This window comes from Bacteroidota bacterium (assembly GCA_018816945.1).
GTDB lineage: Bacteria > Bacteroidota > Bacteroidia > Bacteroidales.
The window spans coordinates 128215-153237 of sequence record JAHIVC010000073.1 but is presented as its reverse complement, the minus strand read 5'-3'; the positions used below and the strand labels follow the sequence as shown (position 1 = coordinate 153237).

The 25023-nt window shown below is 35.7% G+C and carries 24 protein-coding genes and 1 pseudogene; 8 read left to right on the top strand and 17 right to left on the bottom strand.

The window, feature by feature from the left end; translation table 11 throughout:
• Position 1 precedes the first annotated feature (1 nt).
• On the bottom strand, positions 2–1105 hold the full coding sequence (locus tag KKG99_12040) for a chorismate-binding protein (protein MBU1013727.1): 1104 nt from the start codon (positions 1103–1105) through the stop codon (positions 2–4).
• 2 nt (positions 1106–1107) lie between these two features.
• Positions 1108–1524 (bottom strand): hotdog fold thioesterase, encoded by a 417-nt coding sequence (locus KKG99_12035; protein MBU1013726.1) that lies wholly within the window; start codon positions 1522–1524, stop codon positions 1108–1110.
• Between the two features lie 305 nt (positions 1525–1829).
• Between KKG99_12035 and KKG99_12030 the strand changes: the two genes are divergently transcribed.
• The 5 genes from KKG99_12030 to KKG99_12010 all read left to right on the top strand — a co-directional run bounded on the left by KKG99_12030 (position 1830) and on the right by KKG99_12010 (position 7475).
• On the top strand, positions 1830–2162 hold the full coding sequence (locus tag KKG99_12030; GenBank protein ID MBU1013725.1) for a hypothetical protein: 333 nt from the start codon (positions 1830–1832) through the stop codon (positions 2160–2162).
• A 198-nt stretch (positions 2163–2360) separates the two neighbouring features.
• Entirely contained in the window at positions 2361–5390 is a 3030-nt protein-coding gene (locus KKG99_12025; GenBank protein MBU1013724.1) for a M1 family metallopeptidase, read from the top strand.
• A 144-nt stretch (positions 5391–5534) separates the two neighbouring features.
• Entirely contained in the window at positions 5535–5987 is a 453-nt protein-coding gene (locus KKG99_12020; GenBank protein MBU1013723.1) for a YXWGXW repeat-containing protein, read from the top strand.
• A 296-nt stretch (positions 5988–6283) separates the two neighbouring features.
• Positions 6284–7156, top strand: coding sequence for a J domain-containing protein (locus KKG99_12015; protein MBU1013722.1), 873 nt, complete (start codon positions 6284–6286; stop codon positions 7154–7156).
• Between the two features lie 16 nt (positions 7157–7172).
• The gene (locus tag KKG99_12010) at positions 7173–7475 is read left to right on the top strand and encodes a chaperone modulator CbpM (protein MBU1013721.1); all 303 of its coding nucleotides are present in this window, start codon (positions 7173–7175) and stop codon (positions 7473–7475) included.
• A 153-nt stretch (positions 7476–7628) separates the two neighbouring features.
• Here the strand turns inward: KKG99_12010 and KKG99_12005 are convergent.
• From KKG99_12005 to KKG99_11990, 4 genes and pseudogenes are all read right to left on the bottom strand, one after another.
• Positions 7629–8185, bottom strand: a pseudogene (locus KKG99_12005) (transposase).
• 347 nt (positions 8186–8532) lie between these two features.
• A complete protein-coding gene (locus KKG99_12000; protein MBU1013720.1) occupies positions 8533–10071 on the bottom strand; it encodes a YifB family Mg chelatase-like AAA ATPase in 1539 nt (512 codons plus the stop codon).
• Positions 10072–10152: 81 nt separating this feature from the next.
• Positions 10153–11154 carry a hypothetical protein gene (locus KKG99_11995; GenBank protein MBU1013719.1) on the bottom strand — a complete coding sequence of 334 codons (1002 nt, stop codon included), beginning with the start codon at positions 11152–11154 and terminating at the stop codon, positions 10153–10155.
• A 133-nt stretch (positions 11155–11287) separates the two neighbouring features.
• Positions 11288–11884: a PorT family protein gene (locus KKG99_11990; protein MBU1013718.1), complete on the bottom strand. Its 597-nt coding sequence runs from the start codon at positions 11882–11884 to the stop codon at positions 11288–11290.
• A gap of 322 nt (positions 11885–12206) precedes the next feature.
• Here KKG99_11990 and KKG99_11985 point away from each other — a divergent pair, with 322 nt between their 5' ends.
• Together KKG99_11985 and KKG99_11980 are read left to right on the top strand one after the other, a co-directional pair.
• Positions 12207–12899 (top strand): PorT family protein, encoded by a 693-nt coding sequence (locus KKG99_11985; GenBank protein ID MBU1013717.1) that lies wholly within the window; start codon positions 12207–12209, stop codon positions 12897–12899.
• 19 nt (positions 12900–12918) lie between these two features.
• A complete protein-coding gene (locus tag KKG99_11980; GenBank protein ID MBU1013716.1) occupies positions 12919–14559 on the top strand; it encodes an NAD+ synthase in 1641 nt (546 codons plus the stop codon).
• 6 nt (positions 14560–14565) lie between these two features.
• On the opposite strand, the gene KKG99_11975 is transcribed toward KKG99_11980, so the two are convergent.
• The 9 genes from KKG99_11975 to KKG99_11935 form a co-directional block, all read right to left on the bottom strand.
• The gene (locus tag KKG99_11975) at positions 14566–14814 is read right to left on the bottom strand and encodes a NifU family protein (GenBank protein ID MBU1013715.1); all 249 of its coding nucleotides are present in this window, start codon (positions 14812–14814) and stop codon (positions 14566–14568) included.
• Between the two features lie 75 nt (positions 14815–14889).
• Positions 14890–15924 (bottom strand): P-loop NTPase, encoded by a 1035-nt coding sequence (locus KKG99_11970; GenBank protein MBU1013714.1) that lies wholly within the window; start codon positions 15922–15924, stop codon positions 14890–14892.
• Between the two features lie 71 nt (positions 15925–15995).
• Complete coding sequence (locus tag KKG99_11965; protein MBU1013713.1) at positions 15996–16331, bottom strand: MGMT family protein; 336 nt, start codon at positions 16329–16331, stop codon at positions 15996–15998.
• Positions 16324–16998: a tRNA (guanosine(46)-N7)-methyltransferase TrmB gene (trmB, locus tag KKG99_11960; protein MBU1013712.1), complete on the bottom strand. Its 675-nt coding sequence runs from the start codon at positions 16996–16998 to the stop codon at positions 16324–16326. The genes KKG99_11965 and trmB overlap by 8 nt, the downstream gene beginning before the upstream one ends.
• A 112-nt stretch (positions 16999–17110) precedes the next feature.
• A complete protein-coding gene (locus KKG99_11955) occupies positions 17111–18337 on the bottom strand; it encodes an SPOR domain-containing protein (protein MBU1013711.1) in 1227 nt (408 codons plus the stop codon).
• 56 nt (positions 18338–18393) lie between these two features.
• The gene (gene kdsB, locus KKG99_11950) at positions 18394–19143 is read right to left on the bottom strand and encodes a 3-deoxy-manno-octulosonate cytidylyltransferase (GenBank protein MBU1013710.1); all 750 of its coding nucleotides are present in this window, start codon (positions 19141–19143) and stop codon (positions 18394–18396) included.
• A 6-nt stretch (positions 19144–19149) separates the two neighbouring features.
• Positions 19150–19482, bottom strand: a complete 333-nt coding sequence (locus KKG99_11945; GenBank protein ID MBU1013709.1) for a tRNA-binding protein — start codon at positions 19480–19482, stop codon at positions 19150–19152.
• Between the two features lie 9 nt (positions 19483–19491).
• Positions 19492–20106, bottom strand: a complete 615-nt coding sequence (locus KKG99_11940) for a deoxynucleoside kinase (protein ID MBU1013708.1) — start codon at positions 20104–20106, stop codon at positions 19492–19494.
• Positions 20107–20164: 58 nt separating this feature from the next.
• Positions 20165–21682 carry a GH3 auxin-responsive promoter family protein gene (locus tag KKG99_11935; protein MBU1013707.1) on the bottom strand — a complete coding sequence of 506 codons (1518 nt, stop codon included), beginning with the start codon at positions 21680–21682 and terminating at the stop codon, positions 20165–20167.
• A 142-nt stretch (positions 21683–21824) separates the two neighbouring features.
• Here KKG99_11935 and KKG99_11930 point away from each other — a divergent pair, with 142 nt between their 5' ends.
• Entirely contained in the window at positions 21825–22640 is an 816-nt protein-coding gene (locus tag KKG99_11930) for a 4-(cytidine 5'-diphospho)-2-C-methyl-D-erythritol kinase (GenBank protein MBU1013706.1), read from the top strand.
• Positions 22641–22684: 44 nt separating this feature from the next.
• Here KKG99_11930 and KKG99_11925 read toward each other — a convergent pair whose 3' ends face one another.
• Together KKG99_11925 and tgt are read right to left on the bottom strand one after the other, a co-directional pair.
• The gene (locus KKG99_11925; GenBank protein MBU1013705.1) at positions 22685–23761 is read right to left on the bottom strand and encodes an LptF/LptG family permease; all 1077 of its coding nucleotides are present in this window, start codon (positions 23759–23761) and stop codon (positions 22685–22687) included.
• Positions 23762–23827: 66 nt separating this feature from the next.
• A complete protein-coding gene (gene tgt, locus KKG99_11920; GenBank protein ID MBU1013704.1) occupies positions 23828–24958 on the bottom strand; it encodes a tRNA guanosine(34) transglycosylase Tgt in 1131 nt (376 codons plus the stop codon).
• Positions 24959–25023: the final 65 nt, after the last annotated feature.

Sequence of the window (25023 nt, the reverse complement as noted above, 5' to 3'; positions counted from 1 at the left end):
TTTAGTTAATGAGCGATAATAAAGTTTGAGCTTTTAATGCTGTCTCGTCCCATTCGCTTTGAGCTTTTGAACTTAGTGTGATTCCACCGCCCACAAATAAAGAGAGATTATTTCCTTCAGCTTTTAAACATCTTAAATTTACAAATAAATCTGTTTTTAGATGAATGTTTAATGGGCCTAAAAATCCGGAATAAAATTCCCGGTCGTGATGTTCTGTTTCATTAATTAGTTTTAATGCTGAAGATTTAGGGACCCCACAAACAGCCGGTGTCGGGTGAAGGTCATCCAGAAATTCATTCAATCGTTCAGAAATAGGATGAGCATTAAACGTAAATGATGTTTCGAGATGAACAGCTTTGGCGGCTTTTATAGTTTGCGTAGATTTTTTTATCTTTTCATCCAGGGTGTATTTCCGGATCGTTTTCTCGACATGATCCACAACAAATTGTTGCTCCTCTCTTTCTTTATCGCCCCATTCATATTTGTTTAGTTCGATATTTCTCAAGACTTGTGTTCCAGCTAAAGCGACTGTTGTTGCTTCTTCACTGTTTATCCTTAATAGTTGCTCAGGGGTGGCACCCATCCAAAGTCCGCTATAAGGGGTGTAAAATAGATAATTAAAGGTGTTCGGATATTTATTATTAAGAATCCTGAAAAGCTCAGAAAACGAAACAAACTCTTTTTTATAGCTTGTAATTACCCTCGATAATACAATTTTTTTAGCCCTTCTGTTGGTTAAATCGGAAATAAAATCATCAAATTGCTGCAGATAAGTGACATATGGAGTAGCTAAGGGCAATTCGTGCAAATATTTTTTATGGGGAAGGGTGGTTTTTACAAAATCCCAGGCATCAACATTTACTTCGTTTTCTGTAAGTAAAAAGTCATCAACAATCAAAAGTTTGTCGGCAATGGTAGTGTCAAAAGGAGCAAGGATAAATCCTTTATAATTGGAATAATTGTCGGTAACATTAAACTTTAGCGGATGGGCCGACCGTTGAAGGATGATTGAAAATTCGTTATAATCAGGCAAGGTATATGCCGCAAAACAAATACGGTTTTCGATGCATTTCTCAATAAATGAATAATCAATTCGATTTTCCATTTTTATTTTTTAATGATCATATTGGTGAGGCGACTGATTGAAATCCTGCGCTCATTCTCATCGGTAATTACGATATCCCACACATGGGTGTATTTCCCTTTGTGAACCAATTTGGCATTTCCATAAACAAAGCCTTCGCGAATGCTGCCAACATGGTTCGCGCTGATTGAAGCTCCACGCACATCAAATTTCGACAAATCAACCATTAACGCAGAACCCATACTGCCAATGGTTTCGGCAAGTGCAAGGCTGGCTCCGCCATGTAAAATTCCCATGGGTTGCATGGTTCGGTGATCAACCGGCATTTTAGCTCTAACAAATCCATCGGCTATTTCCAAATATTCGATCCCCAATTGAGACATTAAGGTATTATCATTGAAATTGTTTAACTCATCAAGGCTGGAATTTAAATCAATCATCTCTGTGCTTATTTTTTACAAAGATAGGAGGTAATTTTATTCGTGAAACCAAAATTTAAAAATGGGGACGGCGCCCTCTTTACAGAAGTCATCCCTTTTTTATATCTAATTAAAGGTAGTTTTCAACGACAAAAGTAACAAAACCCTCTCAAAACATAAAGAGAAATGCGAACCAATTCTGCTTTGATTTGATAATCCACCGAAAAAATGTGTTATTTATGTAACTTTTTTACAGAATTATGTAACAAGTTAAAATGCGATATCCTTTACTTTTATCGACATAATTATAAATAAAAAAAGGTAAAATGAAAAAAACAATTTTTGTTGCAATCTTAATGATTTTCACATTGGGTTCAATAACATCATTTGCAGTTAATACTGATCAGAAATCAGTTTCGGAGAATCCTGCCATTCCAATCAAAACGGATAATAAACTAACTACAGAAGAGGTTAGTCGTTTAAAAAACCGTGTTGAAGAAATCAGAAGTACAGATAAATCAGGAATGTCTGTTACCGAAAAGAGTGAGTTGAGAAAAGAAAGCAGAGAGATCAAGAAAAATGTTCGAAAAAGTGGTTCTGTCGTTTATATTGGCGGTAGCACACTTTTAATTATTATTTTGCTCATCCTTTTACTCTAATTAATCACTTTCTTATCAATTTGGGAGAATAGTCATCATTGCTGAAGAAATTAGCAAATAAATATTCCCTATGGCTTCTCTCATTAAAATATGCAATACGATTTGTATTGCATATTTATTTTTACAGTCTGCCGGATCCGATAACAGTTCCAAAATTGAGTGGCTCATTATTCTATGGTGAATATTTTATCAACAGAAATGCAAAAAAAACGATCATACTTAAATTATTTGAAGAGGTTTTTCTACTCTCGCAGATTCACGCAACTATTGATATTCGGGTTCATTATTATCGGGTCTTTTTCTGATGCTCTTTCACAGGAGTATTTTCAGCAAGAGGTCAATTACAGGATAAAGGTTACACTCAATGATAAGCTTCATGAATTAAATGCATTCGAAACAGTTGAGTACATCAACAACTCTCCCGATACCCTTAGATTCATCTATTTTCATCTGTGGCCGAATGGTTATTCCAATAATAACACCGAATTAGCCAAACAATTACTAAGTTTAAATGGAAAACAAAAGCTGTTCAATGATCCCGAATTGAGAGGATACATCGATTCATTGGACTTTAGCGTAGATAATCGACAGGTAAAATGGAACTTATTGCCGGATCAGCCTGATATATGCCGGATATGGCTTAATGAAGATCTAATACCTGGTGACACTCTGCAAATTTCCACCCCTTTTCATGTTAAAATCCCCAAAGGAGTGACTTCAAGATTGGGCCATATCGGGGAATCTTACCAAATTACTCAATGGTATCCTAAACCGGCGGTATATGATAAATCCGGCTGGCATCACATGTCCAATCAGGATCAGGGGGAATTCTATTCAGAATTTGGAAGTTTTGAGGTAAGCATTACTCTTCCGGCTAATTATATAGTGGGTGCCACCGGAAATCTGCAAAACCATCTGGAAGCGGAAATGCTTGATCGGCTTGCTGCCGACACAACCTGGATGATAACCTTAAGTGCAAAAGAAGCCGAATTTCCTCCTTCATCAGAAAAGATGAAAACCTTGCGATATACTGAAAATCAGATTCACGATTTCGCATGGTTCGCTGATAAGCGGTTCCATGTATTGAAAGGGAAAGTGAAGCTTCCCGACTCCGGCAGGGAAGTAAGCACTTGGGTGATGTTTACCGATCAGCAGGCTAACCTTTGGAAAGATGCCATACCTTATGTGAATAGTGCAATCTCATCTTTTTCGAAATGGAATGGTGATTATCCGTATCAAAATTTTACGGCTGTTCAAAGTGCCCTTAGTGCTGGCGACGGGATGGAGTATCCCGGTATTACGGTGATTGGCTGGGCAGAGGATGCCTATTCCTTGGATGAGGTGATCGCTCACGAAATAGGCCATTGCTGGTTTTATAGTGCACTTGGAACGGATGAACGAGGATACCCTTTTATGGATGAAGGTATCACCAGCTCGAATGAGGTGCGATACATGAACGAAAGATATCCTGAAAAAAAGCTTTGGGAGGTTTATCTTAATAACAAGAAACTGGCAAATTTTTTTCATATTGACAAAATGCCGGTTAAGCTGATGCAGGAACTCGAATGGGTTTCGCAAGCTCGTGATAATCTCGAACAACCCATTAATTTGAAGGCATCAGACTACAGCACCTTGAATTATAGCCTAATTATTTATAATAAAGCAGGAATGGGGTTTAACTATTTGAGGGCCTATCTTGGAGATTCCATTTATGATTCTGCTATGCATGATTACTACAACAAATGGAAATTCATGCATCCCCAACCGGAGGATCTGCACGAATCATTTGAATTATCTACTGGCAAGGACCTGACTTGGTTTTTTATTGATTTCATTGGCACAACCAAACGGATGGACTACAAAGTGGTTCGTTTTGTGAATCAACAACTGCTTGTGAAAAATAATGGTGAATTGGAATCCCCATTCTTGATAGCCGGTATGAAGGGTGATTCGATCTGTTTTGAGAAATGGGTTGATGGTTTTAAAGGTCAGCAATGGATAAATATTCCTGAAGGTAATTATTCCGAACTAAAAATTGACCCGGAGCATGTTACCCCTGAATTATTCAGACTTAATAATAACATCCAAACATCTGGAATTTTTAGAAAAGCTGACCCCATCCGATCCCAGCTCTACTTTTCTCTGGAAGATCCCGAAAAAAGACAGTTGATGTATTTTCCTGCATTTAACTGGACCCTCGAAAATGGTTTTATGATTGGTATCGCTTTGCATAATGGATTTCTTACGCCAAAACCATTTGAATATTTTGTGATCCCATTTTTTACATTCAAAGGTTCTGGTTTAGCCGGATTTGGAAAAATTTCATACAATATTACGCCCTACGAGAAACTCATCAGAAAGGCCACAATTTCATTAGAAGGAACGCAATTTGGTGCTCCCGGTAACCAAAACTATCACATGCTGAAGGCTGGATTAAAAGTTTATTTCAGGACTGATAAAATGAATATTCCATTAACGCAAATGGCATTTGGGAATTATATCGAAGCATCAAGCCTTTTTCAGATTGAACGTCAGGAGAAGGTCGGGAACAATTCTTATCTGCAACTTGGATACCAGTTGGAAAACACTCGCGCGGTCAATCCCTTCAACCTGTTGGTTTCTGGCGAATACAGTAAGTCGTTTCTGAAAACATCTGTAGTACTTAATTATAAATTTAGCTATTCGGGAAAGAAAAATGGTTTGGATATCAGGTTATTTGCAGGAACAATGTTGAGAGATAATCCGGATATTCCGTTTTATTCACTTTCCGCAAGTGGCAGAAGCGGACCTGAACAATACCTTTTCCAAGGAACCTATCCTGACCGTTTCAGTGTTTTTCCAACAACTTTTTGGTCGAGGCAGATGAGCATTACCGAAGGAGGTTTGGTGTCGCCGGTTAACGATAAGCTTGGATATAGCCAGTGGCTGATTTCTTTGTCTTTCATAAGCAGTTTGCCTGGAAATCTCGTTAAGATACCGGTTAAACCCTTTGTTAACTTTTTATTGAACGACCATGGTGCCGGAAACGGACATGATTCGCCATTTTTTTATGAAGCTGGCATAAAAGCAGGATTATGGAACTTTTTTGAGATCTATGTTCCATTGCTTGTTTCCGGAAATATTGAATCGGTTACCGGTTCATTCAAAGAAAGAATTCGTTTGGTTTTTAAGTTGGATAATTTTAATCAGGTAAAGTTGAATTCAGGGATTGATATTAAAATCAGGTAAAAGACTAAGATCCTATATTATAGGGGTTGAACTAAATGTGTGAATCATGTAAATTTTTTCTGAAATCGTGTAACACTCCCTGAAATTAAAGACTCCATATTTGTACTCTTGTGATTACTAAGTCACAAAATAAAATTAATTATTATGAAAAATGAAGATGTTTTATCAAAAGGTTTTCAGGATGCAAATAAATTTAAACCATTATTGATTTCAAATGAAACCGGTTTTATTACTAAGATCGGTAAAAGCATGAAAAAGGTCATTTTCATAGGTAGTTTAGCAGGAATCGGATTGCTATTTAACAGCTGTGCATCCAGATATGTAGCAACAGTTCCGGCATACCGTGAATATTCCAGGCCACAACGCCCAAGCGATCTACATATATGGACAGACGGGAATTGGACATATAATCGTCAAAGCCACATGTATGTTCAGCAAAATGGCTATTGGCAGAGACCACACCAAAGCCGGACCTTCATTACCGGTCATTGGCAAGCAAGTCCACGGGGTCATTATTGGGTTCCGGGAAAATGGCAGAAGCTAGACAAAAAGAGTAAGGGGAATAACAGAAATGGAAAGGGTAAGCGTAATCGTTGAGAAGGCACATCCTTTCAAACTTTTACCTTCTCTGTTGTGCAAAGTTTCCAAATTTATATGCCATAGGCATGAATTAGCTCCCCACTGGTGCGGACATGCTAGCCAGCCGTAGGCTGGTTGTCCGTGCCTTTTCTTTTTTTAAAGCAAGAATAGAGAGCCTGAAAGTGGATGTTTGCGCCGGCGGCTAAAACTGAATTTTGGAAGAAGATTGAAAATCGAGAATAGCTTAAAGCTTAAGCATTTATTATCTTTACGTTTATTCAATATATTGTTAACTCTAACTTAATATCATCAAGATGTTTATTGACTATTATAAAATTTTGGGAATCGATAAAACGGCAACACTGAAGGATGTTAAGACCGCTTATCGGAAATTAGCCCGAAAATATCATCCCGATTTGAATCCGAATAATAAGGATGCCAACAATAATTTTCAGCAGATTAACGAAGCGAATGAAGTTTTGAGTGATCCGGAAAAAAGGAAGAAATACGATCTACATGGAAAAGACTGGCAACATGCAGATGAATTTGAAAAGCAAAAACAAAATCAGGAACGATCATCCTATGCTCGCGGATCAGGATTTTCAGGCGGAGATTTTTCTGATTTTTTTGAATCGATGTTTGGAGGGGCCGCGGGTGGAAGCAGGGGCAGACAGGCTAAATATCGCGGAGAGGATTTCAATGCGGAATTACATCTTGAACTTATTGATGCTGCCAGGACCCAAAAACAAACCTTAGCAGTTAACGGAGCAAAGATTGGAATTACAATCCCTGCCGGAATTGAAAATGGGCAAACAATAAAAATCCGGGGACATGGCGGTTCGGGCATAAATGGCGGACCCAATGGAGATTTATACATTACATTTTCTTTTTCAAATCATCCTAAAATTAAACGCTTGGGTGATAATTTATATACAACAATCGATTTAAATTTATATACTGCGGTGTTAGGGGGTGAAATCACAATTGATACCCTCAACGGACAAGTAAAACTAAAAGTAGCACCTGAAACGCAAAATGGTAGTAAAATAAAGTTAAAAGGTAAAGGATTCCCGGTTTATAAAAAAGAAGGGCAGTTTGGAGATTTGTATGTGACCTACAAAATTAAAGTTCCAACAAAGTTAACGGATAAGCAGAAAGCATTATTTGTCGAATTGTCTAAATCGTAATTTTAAAACAGATGCCATGCAAACAAAAAAATTTATAGCCATCGATGAATTCTGCACCAATCACAATATCGAAATTTCATTCATCAGCGCTTTGCAGCAAACCGGATTGATTGAAGTTATGACAGTTGAAAATGCAGTGTTTATTGATGCCGATCAGCTTCGGCAGGTTGAAAAATTTATCGGTTTTTATTATGATATGGATATTAACCTTGAAGGTATTGAGACCATAACTCATTTGTTACAACGAATGAAAGCGATGCAGGATGAAATTATTTTGCTCCGAAACAGATTGAGCCTTTATGAAACAGAAATGATTTGATATTTTGGGTTGTGTGAAATTCCTGTATTTATTGTTTCAAGCCAAGACTTTAACTTTATAACATTCTTTTATATAACCTTTACCTGTTGTGCGAAGTTTGGAAACTTCGCACAAAATAATAGGTAGTTTTTAACTACAAAAGTAACAAAACCCTTACAAAACATAAAGCGAAAGGCGAACCACATCCAATATTCCTACTTTGTCAGCATAATTTCTTGCACTGGAATATAAATATTCTTCAGGTTTTTCAACAATCCCAGCTTTTACTGGATTATTATGAATGTACTCAACCTTCTGTTTAATAAACGTATTTGAATAAATCTCAACCGGATGGCTCTCCTGTTTCCAAAATTGAAAATACTTATTTCGGCTATGTTTTTTAGCCTCGAATGAAAACAGATTGAGCATCCAGTCTTTTCTGCTTTCATCACCTTCCTGAATTATTCTAATGATGGCCTTGTTTGTAAACTTTTTAAAATCGGCAATTATTGACTTAAGTTTTCATGATCGGCACTGACTAACAGGTGCAAGTGATTGGTCATGATTACATATGCATAGATTACTAATCCCTTATTTTTTTGACAATACTTAAGACTATCAATGACAATATCTTTATATGTCCTTCGGCTGAAAACATCCACCAATTGAACTACTGTAAAAGTTAAATAGTATGCTTTTGATTGGTCATGTATTTGATATTTGTAACCCATGTGATTTTTCTTTTCGGTATCAAGATTTTAAGTAGACAAGGTCTACTTTCTATTCGGTGCGAAGTTTCTAAACTTCGCACAACAATGGTTTGGAAACCTCGCACAACAATGGTTTTGCATATAATACTGGAAGCTTCTCAAGATATCATATTGCATTACTTTTCAATATAAGGCTGCATTAAAATCTGTAATTGCTCTTCTTCGCAGCGGGGACAATATTTTGTAAATTCATCTAAAATGTATCTACATCTGTAACACTTAAAAATTTCTTTTTTGTCTGCCGTTTCTTGTTTCTTCTTCATTTTCATTTGCTTAATCTAAGTATTTTGTGGATAGTACTTTATTAATTAATTTCCCCAGCTTTCACGGTCAAGACTTCTATAATGAATGGCTTCAGCCAAATGCTCGGTCAGTATTTCTTCTTGTCCTTCCAAATCAGCGATAGTGCGGGAAACTTTGATGATACGATCGTAAGCACGGGCAGACAGATTCAATTTGTTAATGGCATTTTTTAAAAGTTGTTGACCTGTATCGTCAATCTTACAAATCGCTCTTAATTGTTTGGTCGACATTTGAGCATTGCAATGTGTATTTTCACTATCTGTAAAACGAACTTCCTGTATTTTTCGGGCTTTAATTACACGCTGACGTATCAACTCACTTAGTTCGCTTGGAGTATTATCGGAGAGTGTATCAACCGGAACAGGAACTACTTCAACATGAATATCAATCCGGTCGAGCAAAGGACCGGAAATGCGATTCAGGTATTTTTGAACCATGCCCGGTCCACAAACACATTCCTGGTCGGGGTGGTTGTAATACCCGCAAGGACATGGATTCATAGCTGCAATCAACATAAAATTGGCCGGGTATTCAACTGATATCCTTGCACGTGAAATCGTTACATTACGATCTTCCATGGGTTGTCGCATTACTTCCAAAACGGTTCGTTTAAATTCTGGAAGTTCATCCAAAAATAATACACCGTTTTGTGCCAGGGTGATTTCACCGGGTTGAGGGAAGGACCCTCCTCCAACCAAACCGGCATCGCTTATCGTATGATGGGGCGCACGGAAAGGGCGAACCGTAATTAATCCTTTGTGATTTCCCATTTTGCCTGCAACCGAATGAATTTTAGTGGTTTCTAAAGCTTCTTTTAAGTTCAAAGGTGGAAGTATGGAGGGCATTCGTTTTGCCAACATCGTTTTTCCTGATCCGGGTGGGCCTATCAAAATTGCATTGTGCCCACCGGCAGCTGAAATTTCAAGTGCCCGTTTTATGTTTTCCTGTCCCTTTACTTCCGAAAAATCAAACTCGTAATGATTAAGTTGCGAATAAAATTCTTTTCTGGTGTCAATTATTGATGGGATGATTGGGGTTTTTCCATCCAGATGCTCAATCACTTCTGTAATATTTTCGGCTCCTAGAACTTCTAACTTACTGACAATTGAAGCTTCTAATACATTCGCTTTGGGAATAATAATCCCTTTAAACCCATTTTCCAAAGCAGAAATAGCAATTGGCAAAGCTCCTTTTATGGGGTTCAGGCTGCCATCAAGTGAGAGTTCTCCCATGATGATGTAATCGTTTAAAAGGTCAGATTTAATTTGTTCAGATGCTGCCAGAATTCCAACGGCCAGTGGTAAATCATAGGCAGAACCTTCTTTGCGGATATCGGCAGGGGCCATGTTGATGACAATTTTTCTCCCCGGGTATTTATATCCAACTTGAGATAGGGCCGATTCAATTCTTTGCTGACTTTCTTTCACCGCACTATCAGGTAATCCGACTAAGTAAAAATTGATACCCTGACCAACTTCAACCTCAATAGTTATGGTTAAGGCATCAATTCCAATGATGGCGCTTCCGAATGTTTTAACGAGCATAATTTAACCTGCAAAATTAAGATTCAGGTAAAGTTTAATACCAAAAAAGTTAAAATGTCGCAGAAATGCAAGAATTAATTTTTACTGAAGTGGTTTGTACTTGGATTGGGAAAAGATCAAATTGTTGTCTGTATTCCTGAATAATTCAGCAAGTGTGATATCAGGATGATGGTTCATGTATGAACGGACTATTTGCCATCCGAACCATGTGCCAAGGCGGGCAGGAGCTTCTTTAGAAAAAGCGGCAGTAAAAGGTCCGTCGATTGTAAACTTTCTGATAATCTGACTATCGGAGCTGAATAATACCTGATTGTCGATGATAAAGGCCCACAAATTTCTTTCGTTTTCCGAGCACCATTTAAGCTGTTCCGGACTATAGCCAATTTTTAAAAACTCTTCCTTCTTTGGCAAGGTAGCATCCAGAAAATACATGACTTTCCCGAGGTTAATTATTTCATCCAGAAATGTAGTTGTTTTTGGGGATGGAGGTAGTAATTGCAGGGCAAGTTCTTTCATACAATCAATGGAAATATAATTGGGTTGCATCCTTTCAATTTTGTATCGGGGAATACCGATTTGGCTGTAAGTTTTAAAATCGTTGCCTAAATAAACATCCAATCCAATGATAACCGCACTGTCGGCAATTTGCACAGGATACTCATATTGATATCCTGAGACATAAGTAAAAACTTGAGGAATAAAGTTTTCAGGAAAATAATGTTTGTAATATTTAAGAGCATTTCCTAGCTCAAAGGTTAGTGAATTTAGATCAGGGAATTTCTTCTCTGTTTCTTGAAATGCGTTAATTAGTTCAGGATCTGTTATAAAATCTTCGATCTTGTTCAAATTCGTGGTATCCTCCAGATCAGCAGCAAGAAAAATCCAATATTTTTGTTGAATAACTTGCAAGCCTTCCTTTATGTGATCAGGTTGTAGGTTGAAGAGATCACGCTCGTAGCGTGCAATGCTAAAATCAGCTAGTTTTATACCCGAAACATCAAAATCTAATTTTCTTTCCTTTTCACTGTTGCATGAATTAAGTAAGAATAGAATAACAATTATATAAAACGTTTTAAATTTCAAGGAGAATATTTTTAATAAAAAACTGTACAGTAAAAGTTAATCATTATTTGTTTTTTCACACTGAAGGATTAACGTAAGCAAAAGATGCCAAATCATATGATTTGGCATCCTGAAAACCGAGGTACTCATTCAGTTAAAAAATCTTCCAACCTAGTGAAACGGTGAATCCATTACTTTTTGAATCGTAGGTATTTCCGTCTACATCCCCTATAACTTTGGTTAATCCAATATTATATCGAACATCTAGGGTAAACATTAAAACATCAACACCAGCTCCAACTTGTAGGCCCCAATTTAAATCTTCGATATCATCAACATGTATTCCGAGATCATTTGTGCCTTCAATGGTTTTATCGGTAACAATAGATGCTGTAGGACCTGCAAAAACCCTTAAATTAAGTAGTTTTAGATCAATGACTTTAGCTCCTACTAAGAATGGGATCTGAATAGTGTTTAGTTTAACATCACTCTCAAAAGGATTCGAAAATCCAATTTCAGATTTGAATGTTCCACCTTCAGTTACCCAGTTAATTTCAGGTTGAACATATATTTTAGTTCCTAATCTTAAAAAAAGCCCAAACTGAAAGCTGCTTTGCAAATCAGATTTGATTTCGCTTTTGTCTGTGGAAAGTTTAGATGTGTTATAGCCAATCTTTGGCCCGAATGAAATTTGCGAGAATGCAGTACTTGCTAGCAAAGTAATTGCAAATAATAAAATAACTTTTTTCATGATATTGTTTGATTTGTTAATTTTTGAGGTTAATTAATATTTATTTTTCTTCACTTTTATAGTTTCAAAAATAATATTTGAATTATTACATGTAAAAAAATTTGCATTAACAAAGATAGTCAATTCATAAGAACTAAAGTAAATATATAACAGGTTATTAACAACGATCATCTTTGTCAAATATTATAGCGTATTAATATTGATTTAATTACATTTGCTTATCAGTATCTTGAATGCTAGTATTGGGATTTTAAAATAGAATTATTTAAGAAATCAGATCACTAAATTATAATTTATTTCGTTAAATATTAATTGATTGCGGATGAAAAAAAAATTATTTGTGCTGTTTATTTTAGTTTCGGCAACAATTAGTCAAAGCCTGGCTCAGGAAAAGCCATTTTTATTCGGGATGAAATTGTCACCCAATATTGGTTGGATGAAACCAAATTCTGATGGTTATAATTATGATGGCGTAAAATCGGGGATTAGTTGGGGTCTCGTTGCAGAAATTCACCTTATGGAAAACTACGATCTCCATTCAGGAGTGAATATTACAATGATCCGTTCAGCACTTACTTATCCCGACCTTAAAACCATTGAGGGAAATCCTATTGAAGGAGAAATGAGCAGGTTATATAATTTTAAGTATTTAGGTCTGCCTCTTATTTTTAGGATGAAAACAAATGAAAATACAAAAAAACGGTTCTTTGGACAGGTAGGGCTGGAACTTAATTTCTTGTTATCGGGAAATGCAAAGGATAAGTTTCTTTCGGAGAATGCCGGTCAGATCAATGAGGAAAATGATATTTATAAAGAAATAAAATTTGCAAGATATGCAGTAATTGTAGGGGCCGGAATGGAGTACGCTTTAGGAGGATCAAACAAGTTAATTACCGGGATAAATTTTAATAACGGAATTAACGATATACTGAAAGACGAGAACAAGATTAATCCATCAATCAACCAAATTGCGATCAACAATTATTTTGAAATTTATGTAAGCTTTCTTTTTTAATAATACAAGGTGTAAAATTGTGAAATTAGCTATTGCCCAATTAAATTATCACATCGGAAATTTCGATCAAAATCTTGACAAAATTTTCAAGGCTATCGATCAATCCAGGAGCCTTGGAGCAGAGTTAGTTGTATTCGCCGAGCTGGCTATATCGGGTTACCCACCCCGTGATTTTCTTGAATTTGATGATTATATTGACAGATGTTGGGCAAGTATTGAATCAATTGCACAGAAAACCGAAAATATAGCTGTGATCATTGGCTCTCCGAGTAGAAATATAAATGTTAAAGGTAAACGCTTGTATAATTCTGCTGTTTTTATATGCAATAAAAAGATCGTTTCCATTCATCATAAAGGTTTGTTGCCAACCTATGATATTTTTGATGAATATCGTTATTTTGAGCCCTCCACCGTTTTTAAAACAATCGAATATATGGGGAAAAAAATTGCCTTGACCATTTGTGAAGATTTATGGAATGTTGGTGATAATCCTTTATATACGGCAAATCCTATGGACGAATTATACAAATCCAACCCTGATTTGATAATTAATATAGCCGCATCACCATTTAATTATTTACAGGCATCGTCACGAAAAGAAATTTTACTTGAAAATGTAAAAAAATATAAACTACCCTTAGTTTACGTTAACCATGTGGGTGCACAAACGGAACTATTATTTGATGGAGGATCATTGGTATATAATGCTAATGGCGAGTTGGTTAAGGAGTGTAATTATTTTACAGAAGACCTTCAGCTAATCGACCTAGATGAAGTGATCGAATTTAAAACTGATGTTATTTTATCACCGTTTGTTTCAAAAATTGAATTGATACATGAAGCTTTGGTAATGGGCGTACGTAATTATTTTCATAAACTGGGTTTTAAAAAATCCATATTGGGTCTTTCAGGAGGGATCGATTCGGCAGTAACTGCTGCTATTGCAGCAGAAGCACTGGGTGCTGAAAATATTACAGGGATTTTGCTTCCATCTCAGTTTTCTTCCGATCATTCCATATCTGATGCAAAACAGCTGGCTTTAAATTTAAATTGTAAGTTCGATGTCATTCCCATCGAAAGTTCTTACATATCTATAAAAGAAAGTTTAAGTAAGCAATTTAAAGGTTTACCTTTTGATTTGGCCGAAGAAAATATTCAGGCACGAGTGAGAGGGGTAATTTTAATGGCTTTGTCAAATAAATTCGGGTCAATACTGCTTAATACTTCGAACAAAAGCGAAGCAGCCGTGGGTTATGGCACTTTATATGGCGATATGAACGGAGGTATTTCAGTACTCGGTGATGTTTATAAAACCGAAGTGTTTGAGCTGGCTCGTTATATTAATAGGAAAAGAGAAATTATTCCGGAAAATACAATTATCAAACCTCCTTCTGCCGAACTCCGTCCGAATCAAAAAGATTCAGATTCATTGCCTGATTATAAGATATTAGACCAAATTCTGTATAATTATATCGAACTCAGAAAAGGTCCTGAAGACTTGAAAAAGATGGGTTTTGATGCGCAAATTGTTGATCGCACACTGAAGATGGTAAATACCACCGAATATAAACGATACCAAACACCCCCAATATTGAGGGTGTCGCCTAAAGCTTTTGGGATGGGCAGAAGAATGCCTATTGTTGCAAAGTATTTATCGTAAATTTGTTTACAGATTTATGGCTTCTACTGATTTAATTTGGGGTAAAGCTTTTTTAACTGCAGATTCAACGCCATTTTTAAGGGTCATTGTGCTATAAGGACAAGCACCACAAGCACCCATCAACTCTACATTTACAACCAAGTCGTCGGTAATGTTTACAAACTTGATATCGCCACCATCTTGTTGAAGATAAGGCCGAACCTGATCAATGATATTTATTACTTTCTGCTCTAATTCTTTATTAGTTTCGCTCATAGGAAAATACTTTTAAATTTGAAAATGCAAATGTATAAAATTCTATTTGTAAATTAAGTCTTAATAAAAATTGTATTATGAAGTCTGTTCAATAATATTTTTAGCTAATTGGGCATAAACTTTCCCAATGATGCCATTCCCGTCCATTGCGATGGGACTTCCTTTATCGCCCGACTCAGCAATTGCAGCAACTAAAGGGATTTCACCTAAAAATGGGATGTTTAAATTTATCGCAAAATTTTCGGCATTGCCTTTCCCAAAGATGTAATATTTATTGTCAGGTAATTCTATCGGTGTGAAATATGACATATTTTCGATAACTCCCAAAACAGGCACATTTATTTTTTCTTGCCTGAACATGGCAACTGCTTTCTTAACATCAGCTATAGCTACTTGCTGCGGTGTTGTAACAATTATTGCTCCGGTTATTGGGTATGATTGTGTTAATGTAAGATGAATATCACTGGTACCGGGAGGAAGGTCAACCAGCATATAATCGATCTCTCCCCAAACGGCATCATTGAATAATTGATTTAAGGCACTTGAAGCCATAGGGCCTCTCCAAATCAATGCCTGATCAGCTTTAACAAAAAAACCAATCGATAAAATTTTGATGCCATATTTTTCAATGGGCAATACCTTTGTTTTACCGTTTACTTGAGTGGCCGATGGTTGCGCATTTTCCAAGCCGAACATAATTGGCATGGATGGGCCATAAATATCGGCATCGAGCAGTGCCACTTTCTTACCTAATTTTGATAGGGCAATCGCTAAGTTACTTGCTACGGTTGATTTCCCTACACCACCTTTACCTGAAGCTATCGCAATAATCTTTTTAACACCCGATAAGGGCCCTTCCCCACTATTTTTTTGTGCGATGGGATTGACATTTACCTGAATTGCTTCTCCGAATTTTTCCTTAATTAAGCCAGAACAATTTTCCACCATCATTTTAATGCCCGGATCGTTCAAATCAGGAAACACAAGGTTAAAACTTACTTCACTTTCACTCATTTGTAAGTTTTCAATCATATTCAACTCAACAATATTATTCCGTTTAGGGAAATAAATGATTTGTTTCAACTGCTCAAATATTGCTTCTTTTTGCATACTGGTATTTAATAATACTATTCTTATTTAGATTTGGTAAAATTAAGACATTCGGATGAGATTGGAGTTATTTAAAGCAATTCTTTTGCTGGATCCCAGAAATATTTTTCAAAATCAATGATTTTGTCATTAGCTATTTGAATGCCTTCGTTTTCAAGTAATTTTTGCATCAAGGTCGGGTCCCCAAAATGATGTTTGCCGGTAAGCATCCCATTGCGGTTAACTACACGGTGGGCAGGAATAGATTTAATTGCGTGATGAGACCCATTCATTGCCCAACCAACCATACGGGCCGAGCCTTTACTTCCGATATATGCTGCAATGGCACCATAGGTAGTAAATCTTCCGGTTGGGATTAGTTGGGCAACTTGGTAAACCTGTTCGAAAAAAGGCATGTCATCATTCATGCATAATAAATTTTAAATAGTTTATTTTTTTCCCTTCACGAAGATAACGTGTCTCGTAATAGGTCTGAATGATTTTAACATCCTCCTCAATATCTGAATTATAAAGATCTTTTGTTTGAAGAATTAATTCATGCTTTTCCGTTTTAATCATTTCAAGGCAATATTCAAATAAATTTAGATTGTCGGTTTTTAGATGGATGACCCCGCAAGGTTTAAGAAATCGTTTGTAAATTTCCAGAAATCTGGGTGAAATTAACCTTTTGTGAGTTTTGAGAGATTTTGGTTGAGGATCTGGAAATGTGACCCATATCTCACTAATTTCTTTTTTCTCAAAATAATAATCAATGGTTTCAATTTGTGTTCGTACAAAGGCTGCATTTGTTAAGTTTTGTTCAATTGATGACTTTGCACCTCTCCAAAGTCTTGCACCTTTAACATCCACGCCAATATAATTATGATTAGGATATTTATTGGCTAACCCCAGCGTGTATTCTCCTTTACCACAGCCCAGTTCCAGAATAATCGGGTTCTGATTTTTGAAATAGGCATTATGCCAATTACCTTTTAGTCCAAACCCGTTGGCCATCAAATCATGATATTCTATTTGAAAGAGATTTGGAAATGTGAGATTTTCTTGAAATTTCCTAATTTTATTTTTTGGCACCAGCGATTTTTTTAGAGGAGCAAATTTCGTAAAAAATCTGAAAAAGATGAGACATTCAATATTTTATTCAATAATAATTCTGAAATACTTGTCGGGATAAATGGAATATTAACAACTAAAGAGGTAAGATCCAGGCCGAAGAATTTTCATTTTTACGGATAATTGCTAATTTTTGATTGGCATCAGCAATATTGTTATAACTGTTATAATACACGCGGTAGTGATTGAATTTGTTAACTCCGGCAATGTCGGCTTCAAATCCTTTTTGTTTTAATTCCAGTACAAACTTATCGGCATTGGCCAAACTAGCAAATGACCCGCCAATAATATAATATTTAGGTGAAGTTTGATCGTTTTTTGGGATAATCTTATTTTCAAGAACAACAGGTTGTGGCGCAGCATTTTCATTCGGTTGAGCTTCAATGGCTCTGTTGTTTTCAGATTCAACTTCTGATAAATCCTTCGTTTTCCCTTTTAAATTTTCCACTAATATATCATAGGTGTCAACAATTGAGTCGGTTTTTTTTTCTTCAACTATAGGTTTATCTGTCTCTTCTTTAGGTAATTCATAATTGATATTTAATTTATCTCCGACAACTTTTAATTTATCACCCAAATTTGTAACATTTGCAAGTCCAAGCCTAACATAATTTGAAATAAGATAATCGTTAGGATTGGCATAGTAGAAAGGAATAAGTGAAGAATAGTTTTTGTAGTATTCCTTAACGTGATTGAACCTGAATATTAAAAAGGCTGAAGCAATGAGCAAAATAACAACTGCAGATACATTAATACGAATATACTTTGGGCCCTTGGCTTTAGGCTTTGCTATAGGTTTTTTGATCTGTGGCCTTTCATAAACATGTTCTGCTTTCCTATCTTGTGGAATCTGTTTTTTAACAATTGGCCGACCGGTTGTACTTCTTTTGATAGGCGGTGAAATAAAACTTTTTAACCCATAAGAATCGGCAAGGTAATTTTGAGTACCATCCGGTGCAAATTGTTTAAAGCCGGCTTCATTTAAAAATAAAGTGCCAACTTTTCGGAAATGAATTCTTTTTCCGTTTTTTAGAGCAGATTCGCATTGTTCAACAAATCGATCAAGTGTTTTCTTTGCTTCTAAATAAGTAATTTTCTCTGAACTGGCTATATGGTTTATAAGTAACCCATCATTTGCTTTTAGATGAGCATTGAATACGATGTCTTTTGAAGGAGGAACAAAATAATTTTGAACAGGGTGGATTTTTGCAGGAATTTCCTTTGTTATAAATCCACCAAATCCAGGAATAACAATACATTCGTATTTAAACAGTAAGTCTCCAATATAACGTGCAACTTTCATTTTTTATCCCTTAAAAATCTGGTAATCTGCTAAAGTACGACCGTTGAATTCAATATTCAAATATTATTTGTAATTTTTTTTAAATCTTCCGGCTGATCAATCGCAATGTTTTCAATAGTTGTTAATTTAGTTTTTATTTTAAAGCCATTTTCCAGCCATCTTAATTGTTCCAAATTTTCAGATTTCTCTAAACCGGACTTGTTCAAGCCTGTAATTTGTTGCAGTACATCAGTCTTAAATCCATATATTCCAATATGTTTATAATAAGAATGATGGCTTATCCACTGAGCCTGATCCAGATCTCTCATAAATGGGATGGGTGAACGACTAAAGTATAATGCATCTCCTTTATGATTGACCACTGCTTTAACGACGTTTGGATTAAAAAGTTCGTTAGTTTGATGAATTTTTTTTACCAATGTTGAAATCTCAGCAGTTGAATCTTCTTCGAAGCTTTCGATTATCATTTCGAGCTGTACTGTTTTGATGAATGGTTCATCACCTTGGATGTTAATTACAACATCAAAATATTGCTTCTTAGCTATTAATAATTTCAAAACCTCACTGCATCTGTCCGATCCACTTTGGTGGTTCTTTCCGGTCATTACAACCTTGCCGCCAAACTTCTCCACACACTCAAAGATTCGCAGGTCGTCGGTAGCTACAATAAGTTCATTTAAAGAAACAGTTTTAGACGCATTTTCATAAACATGCTGTATCATTGGTTTATCCAATATCATTGCCAATGGCTTGCCCGGGAAACGACTGGACTCATAACGAGCTGGTATAATGCCAATGATTTTCATAATAGCTTAATAAAGTTTAGCACCTTCAGGTACTTCGTTCTCGGGAACTATTAAAATGGTATTCCCGTTTTTATCCGGCACGCCCAATGTTAGTACCTCTGAAATTTTCGGGCCAATTTGTCGGGAAGGAAAATTTACAACAGCTAAGATCATTCTTCCCATTAAATCTTCCTTTTTATAGTTCTTTGTAAGTTGTGCACTCGATTTTTTCAATCCAATTTCATTACCAAAATCGATCACCAATATATAGGATGGATTTTTGGCTTCAGGAAAATCGTAAACCTCAATTATTTTCCCGCTTCGTATATCAAGTTTATTAAAATCTTCAATAGTAGCCATGAGTTTTATTTAAAACAGGCCATGAATTTCTGCATTAATTTTTTCAATTACCATTCCTAAATCTTCAGGGACCGATTCAAAATCAATATCATCAACATCAATAATCAATAATTTACCTGATTCATATTTTGAAACCCAGCCTTCATATCTTTCGTTTAGGAGTTTTAAGTAATCCAATCGAATAGATTCTTCATATTCCCTCCCGCGTTTCTGAATTTGATTCACTAAATTCGGCACACTTGAACGCAAATAAATCAATAAGTCAGGTGGTTGAATAAACGAACTCATCAATTCGAACAAGGAACTGTAATTTTCAAAATCACGTGTCGACATCAGGTTCATCGAATGCAAATTCGGCGCAAAAATATAAGCGTCTTCATAAATTGTACGATCCTGAATTACAGTTTTGCCACTTTGCCTGATTTTAATCACTTGGCGGAACCGGCTATTCAGAAAATATACTTGCAAGTTGAATGACCATCGTTGCATATCTTCATAAAAACTGTTGAGGTATGGATTAGTGTCAACGTCTTCGTAATGAGCCTTCCACCCAAAATGTTTTGAAAGAAGTCGGGTTAAAGTAGTTTTCCCTGAACCGATATTTCCTGCAATAGCTATATGCATCTCTTTGTGATTTTAATTATGTACGAAGTTAAAAAAATCAAACAAACGGCAAACAATTTTAAAATTTAAGATCTTCCAGAAGATCGTCAATATAAATCCGATTATTTGATAAACGTGGAACTTTGTTTTGTCCACCTAATTTTCCGCGTTTCTTTAACCATTTATAAAAAGTACCTTTTGGAACAACTCTTAAAATGGGTTTGTCCAAAATCATATCGTTAAATCTTTTTGCCTCATAATCGGAGTTAAGTGATTGTAATGCTTTGTCGAGTGTATTAGTAAAATCCTCAATGTTTTTTGGCATGATCTCAAATTCAATCACCCACTCATGAGCAGCTCTTTTATCACCATCAGCATAAATTGGAGCAGCTGTATATTCACTAATCAGAGCTTGATTAGTAAGACATGCTTCGGCGAGAGCAGTTTCTGCGTTATCGATTATTACTTCTTCACCTACGGCATTTATAAAACTCTTGGTTCTTCCGGTAATTCGAATTCGATAAGGTGATAAATTGGTAAATTCAATGGTATCGCCAATCATATATCGCCATAAACCTGCATTGGTTGAAATCAACATGGCATAATTGGTCTGCAATTTTACCTTGTTAAGCGGAAGTGGTTTTTTATTCACATTATCAACTTGATCAATTGGTAAAAATTCATAGAATATGCCATAATCGAGCATGAGCAATAATTCGTTAGAATCAAGCTGATCCTGGATCCCAAAAAACCCTTCTGACGCATTGTAAGTCTCAACAAAATGCATTTTTGGCGATGGAATCAATTCTAAAAATTGTTTACGATAGGGTGCAAAATTTACACCTCCATGAAAGAAAACTTCCAAATCGGGCCATACTTCTGAAATGTTTTCCTTACCCGAAATCTCTAAAATCCTTTTAAGTAAAAGTAAGGTCCAGGATGGAACCCCCGAAAGACTGGTAAGGCTATACTCAATGCTTGTCTTGGCCATTTCTTCAATTTTGATTTCCCAATTATCCATCAGGGCCACACTTCTTTTTGGTACACGGATAAACTCAGCCCAAAAAGGCAAATTTTGGATGATAATGGCAGATAAATCTCCGGTATAATAATCTTCATTATTCACTTCATTGATGCGATGACTTCCACTTAAAGCCAAGCCCCTGCCATCAAAAAAATTGGAATTCGGATTATTGTTAAAATAAATGGAAAGCATGTCCTTGCCTCCTTTATAATGACAATCCTCGAGCGATTCTTCACTTACAGGAATAAACTTGCTTTTATCATTTGTGGTGCCGGACGATTGAGCGAACCATCTTATTTCGGACGGCCATAATAAATTTTGCTCCCCAGTCCTCAAACGTTCAATATAGGGTTTAAGCGAATCGTAATCATTTACAGGAACGTGTTCACAAAAATCGGCATAGGTTTTTATGGATTTAAAATCATATTTTAAACCCCATTCAGTATCTTTAGCGCTGTTGATTAATTTCCTCAACCATTCTTCCTGCACTTCATGAGGATATTTTTTAAAGAGCTCAATTTGATGAATCCTCTTTTTTATGAGCCAGGAAAGTACCGAATTTAGAAGGGCCATAAGCGCAATTAAGAAATTGAATATATATAATCACTCAAAGTTACTAAAATAGGATGATCGTTTGAATACCTGGAGTAAAAAAATAAAACCTTTCAGATGTCTAATTTCTTTAATTTTATATTTCATTATTATTCGATAAGATATGATTGCTTTTCCAAATGCTAAAATAAATCTGGGTTTAAATGTATTAGATAAAAGAGCGGACGGATTTCATAATATTGATACCGTATTTTTCCCGGTGGATTTATGCGATGTTTTGGAAATTATCAAAACCGAAGATTCTAAAACCAGTTTTAACTCAAGCGGGTTAAGGATTACCGGCGATCAGGAAGCAAATTTGTGCATGAAGGCATACCATTTATTAAAAGATAAATTTAGCTTGCCGGATGTAAAAATCCATCTTCATAAAGTGATTCCAATGGGCGCCGGTTTGGGTGGTGGTTCGTCGGATGCGGCTTTTACCTTGAAATTGCTGAACAATCTTTTTGATTTAAAAATTAAAGAATCTGATTTATTGAAATTTGCTTCCAAACTTGGAGCCGATTGTGCTTTTTTTATTATAAATGAACCACATGCAGCGTTCGAAAGAGGTGATAAATTCAAACAAATGAATATAGATTTGAATACATATCAATTTGTAATCATCGCACCGGATATCCATGTTGACACCGCATTCGCTTATTCAAAGATTATTCCAAAAAAGAAAGAAAGACATTCTTCTGAAATTGTTAAAAGCGAGCGAGTTGAAGAGTGGAGATATACTTTGGTCAATGATTTTGAGGAACCCATTTTTGGCATTTATCCTGAACTTAAAAATATTAAATCGGCATTATACAATTTGGGAGCAACGTATGCATCGATGAGTGGTAGCGGCTCGGCTGTTTACGGGATGTTTGAAAAACCAATTGATTTGTCGGCAAATTTCAAAGATTCTTTTTATTGGTCATCAAAAATTTAATAAATTTTTTCAAGAGCCGGATAATGAAAATTTGTCTGGCTCTTCTATTTTGGGGTTGTTGTTAATATTGCTATTCCGATTATACCGAAGAAGATATTGGGAACCCAGGCTGCGTATAGTGGCGATAAATTACCGAAGGTTGCAAATACTGTTGAAATTTGCATGAATAAAATATAGGCAAAAGCAATTCCGAGCCCCATTCCAAGGTGCATTCCAATTCCGCCTCGCAATTTTCTGCTTGATAGGGAAACCCCAATAATGGTCATTACAATGGTTGCAAATGGGGCTGACTGACGTTTTCCTTTTTCAACTTCATAATACTTGACATTGTCCGATCCTTTCAGTTTCTCTTGTTTTATTCTTTCATTTAACTCCCAATAATTCATGATCTCGTAATCGTTCTTTTGATAGTAAAGATCTGAAGGAGCCAACGCTAAAGTTGTATCAAGGGTGACACCTTTTATAAGGGATTCGGTTTCACCGTTAATTTTGCGGATAAAATAATCTTCCAGATGCCAAACTAAATTAGCTGTATCCCATTTTATAAGTTCGGCACTTAGTTTATATTCTAATTTGAAATCTTTAAATCTTTCCAAGGTGAATTTAAAACCAACATTACTCCCAATACTATAATTCTGAACATATACAAACTCACCCGGGCTGATTTGTAGGTGGATGTTCCTATCCTTCAATTTGTTCAGCTTCTCCATGTACTCATCTTTAAATTCTCGTCTCTTTTCATTCGCCGGCGGGATTAAAAAATTTGATAAATAAAATGAAAGTATTGAAAGGAACACGGCAGAAAGAAGATAAGGTCTGAGGAATCGATTGTAACTAATCCCACTATTCAAAAAGGCAATAATTTCAGTATTTGATGCCAGTTTCGAAGTGAAAAAAATCACTGAGATGAAGGTGAAAAGATAAATAAAAAGATTGATAAAATAAGGGATGAAATTTAAATAGTAATCGAAGATAATATTTTTGAGAGGAGCATTGTTTTCCAAAAAATCATCTATATTCTCGCTGACATCAAAGATAATAACAACAATGATCAGCAAACTTATTGCATAAAAAAACGTCCCCAGAAATTTTTTAATAATATAATAATCGATTATTTTCATGAATCTACCGAAAAGCGTTGTTATGATGAATTATGTGAAGCAAAGATAGAAAACATAGTACATTAATCAGATTCTTGCAGAAAGCTTTTTTACCATGGTATTTTTCCAGCTAGTAAAATCTCCGGTAAAAATATGAGTTCTGGCTTCTTTCACCAACCATAAATAAAAAGCCAGATTATGTAAACTGGTAATCATTCCCCCTAAAATTTCATTTGCTGCAAATAAATGCCTGACATATGCCTTACTATATTGATGATCTACATATGATTGGCCATTTTCATCCAGAACACTGAAATCATTTTTCCATTTTTCATTTTTAATATTAATGATTCCATTTGATGTATAAATAATTCCGTGCCGGGCATTTCTTGTTGGTATCACACAATCAAACATGTCGATGCCTAAGGCAATGCTTTCTAAAATATTCTCAGGTGTACCAACTCCCATCAAATATCTGGGCTTATCTTTCGGCAAAATGTTACAAACTAACTCGGTCATTTCATACATCATTTCATGAGGTTCGCCAACAGATAATCCACCAATGGCATTTCCAATTGCATTTTTTGACGCTATAAATTCAGCAGATTCTAAGCGAAGATCTTTATAAACACTACCTTGAACAATCGGGAAAAGTATTTGATCGTAACCATATTTAGCTTGTGTACAATCAAATTGTGCAATACATCGGTCCAACCATTGATGAGTTATTTTTAATGAATTTTTTGCATAATCATATTCACAGGGATAAGGAGTGCATTCATCAAAAGCCATGATGATGTCAGCTCCAATGGTTCGTTGAATATCCATTACATTTTCAGGGGTAAATTCATGTTTTGACCCATCGATATGCGAACGGAAAACTACTCCTTTTTCGGTCAATTTTCGTGTATTTGCCAATGAATAAACCTGATATCCACCACTATCTGTAAGTATAGGTTTATCCCATCCGTTAAATTTGTGCAAACCACCGGCTTCTTCAATAATATTTAACCCGGGTCGCAAATAAAGGTGATAGGTATTGCCCAAAATGATTTGAGCTTTAGTATCATTTGTCAGATCGGGGATTTGAACAGCCTTTACGGCACCTACTGTGCCCACGGGCATAAATATGGGAGTTTCAATATTGCCATGACCTGTAGCTAATATGCCGGTACGAGCATTGGAGTTTTTATCAGTCGATTTTATGGAAAATTTCATGTTTATAAAAAATTGCTCTAAGTTAATTTTTATTACTGAAGATTGAATAATTTTACGTTCTAATT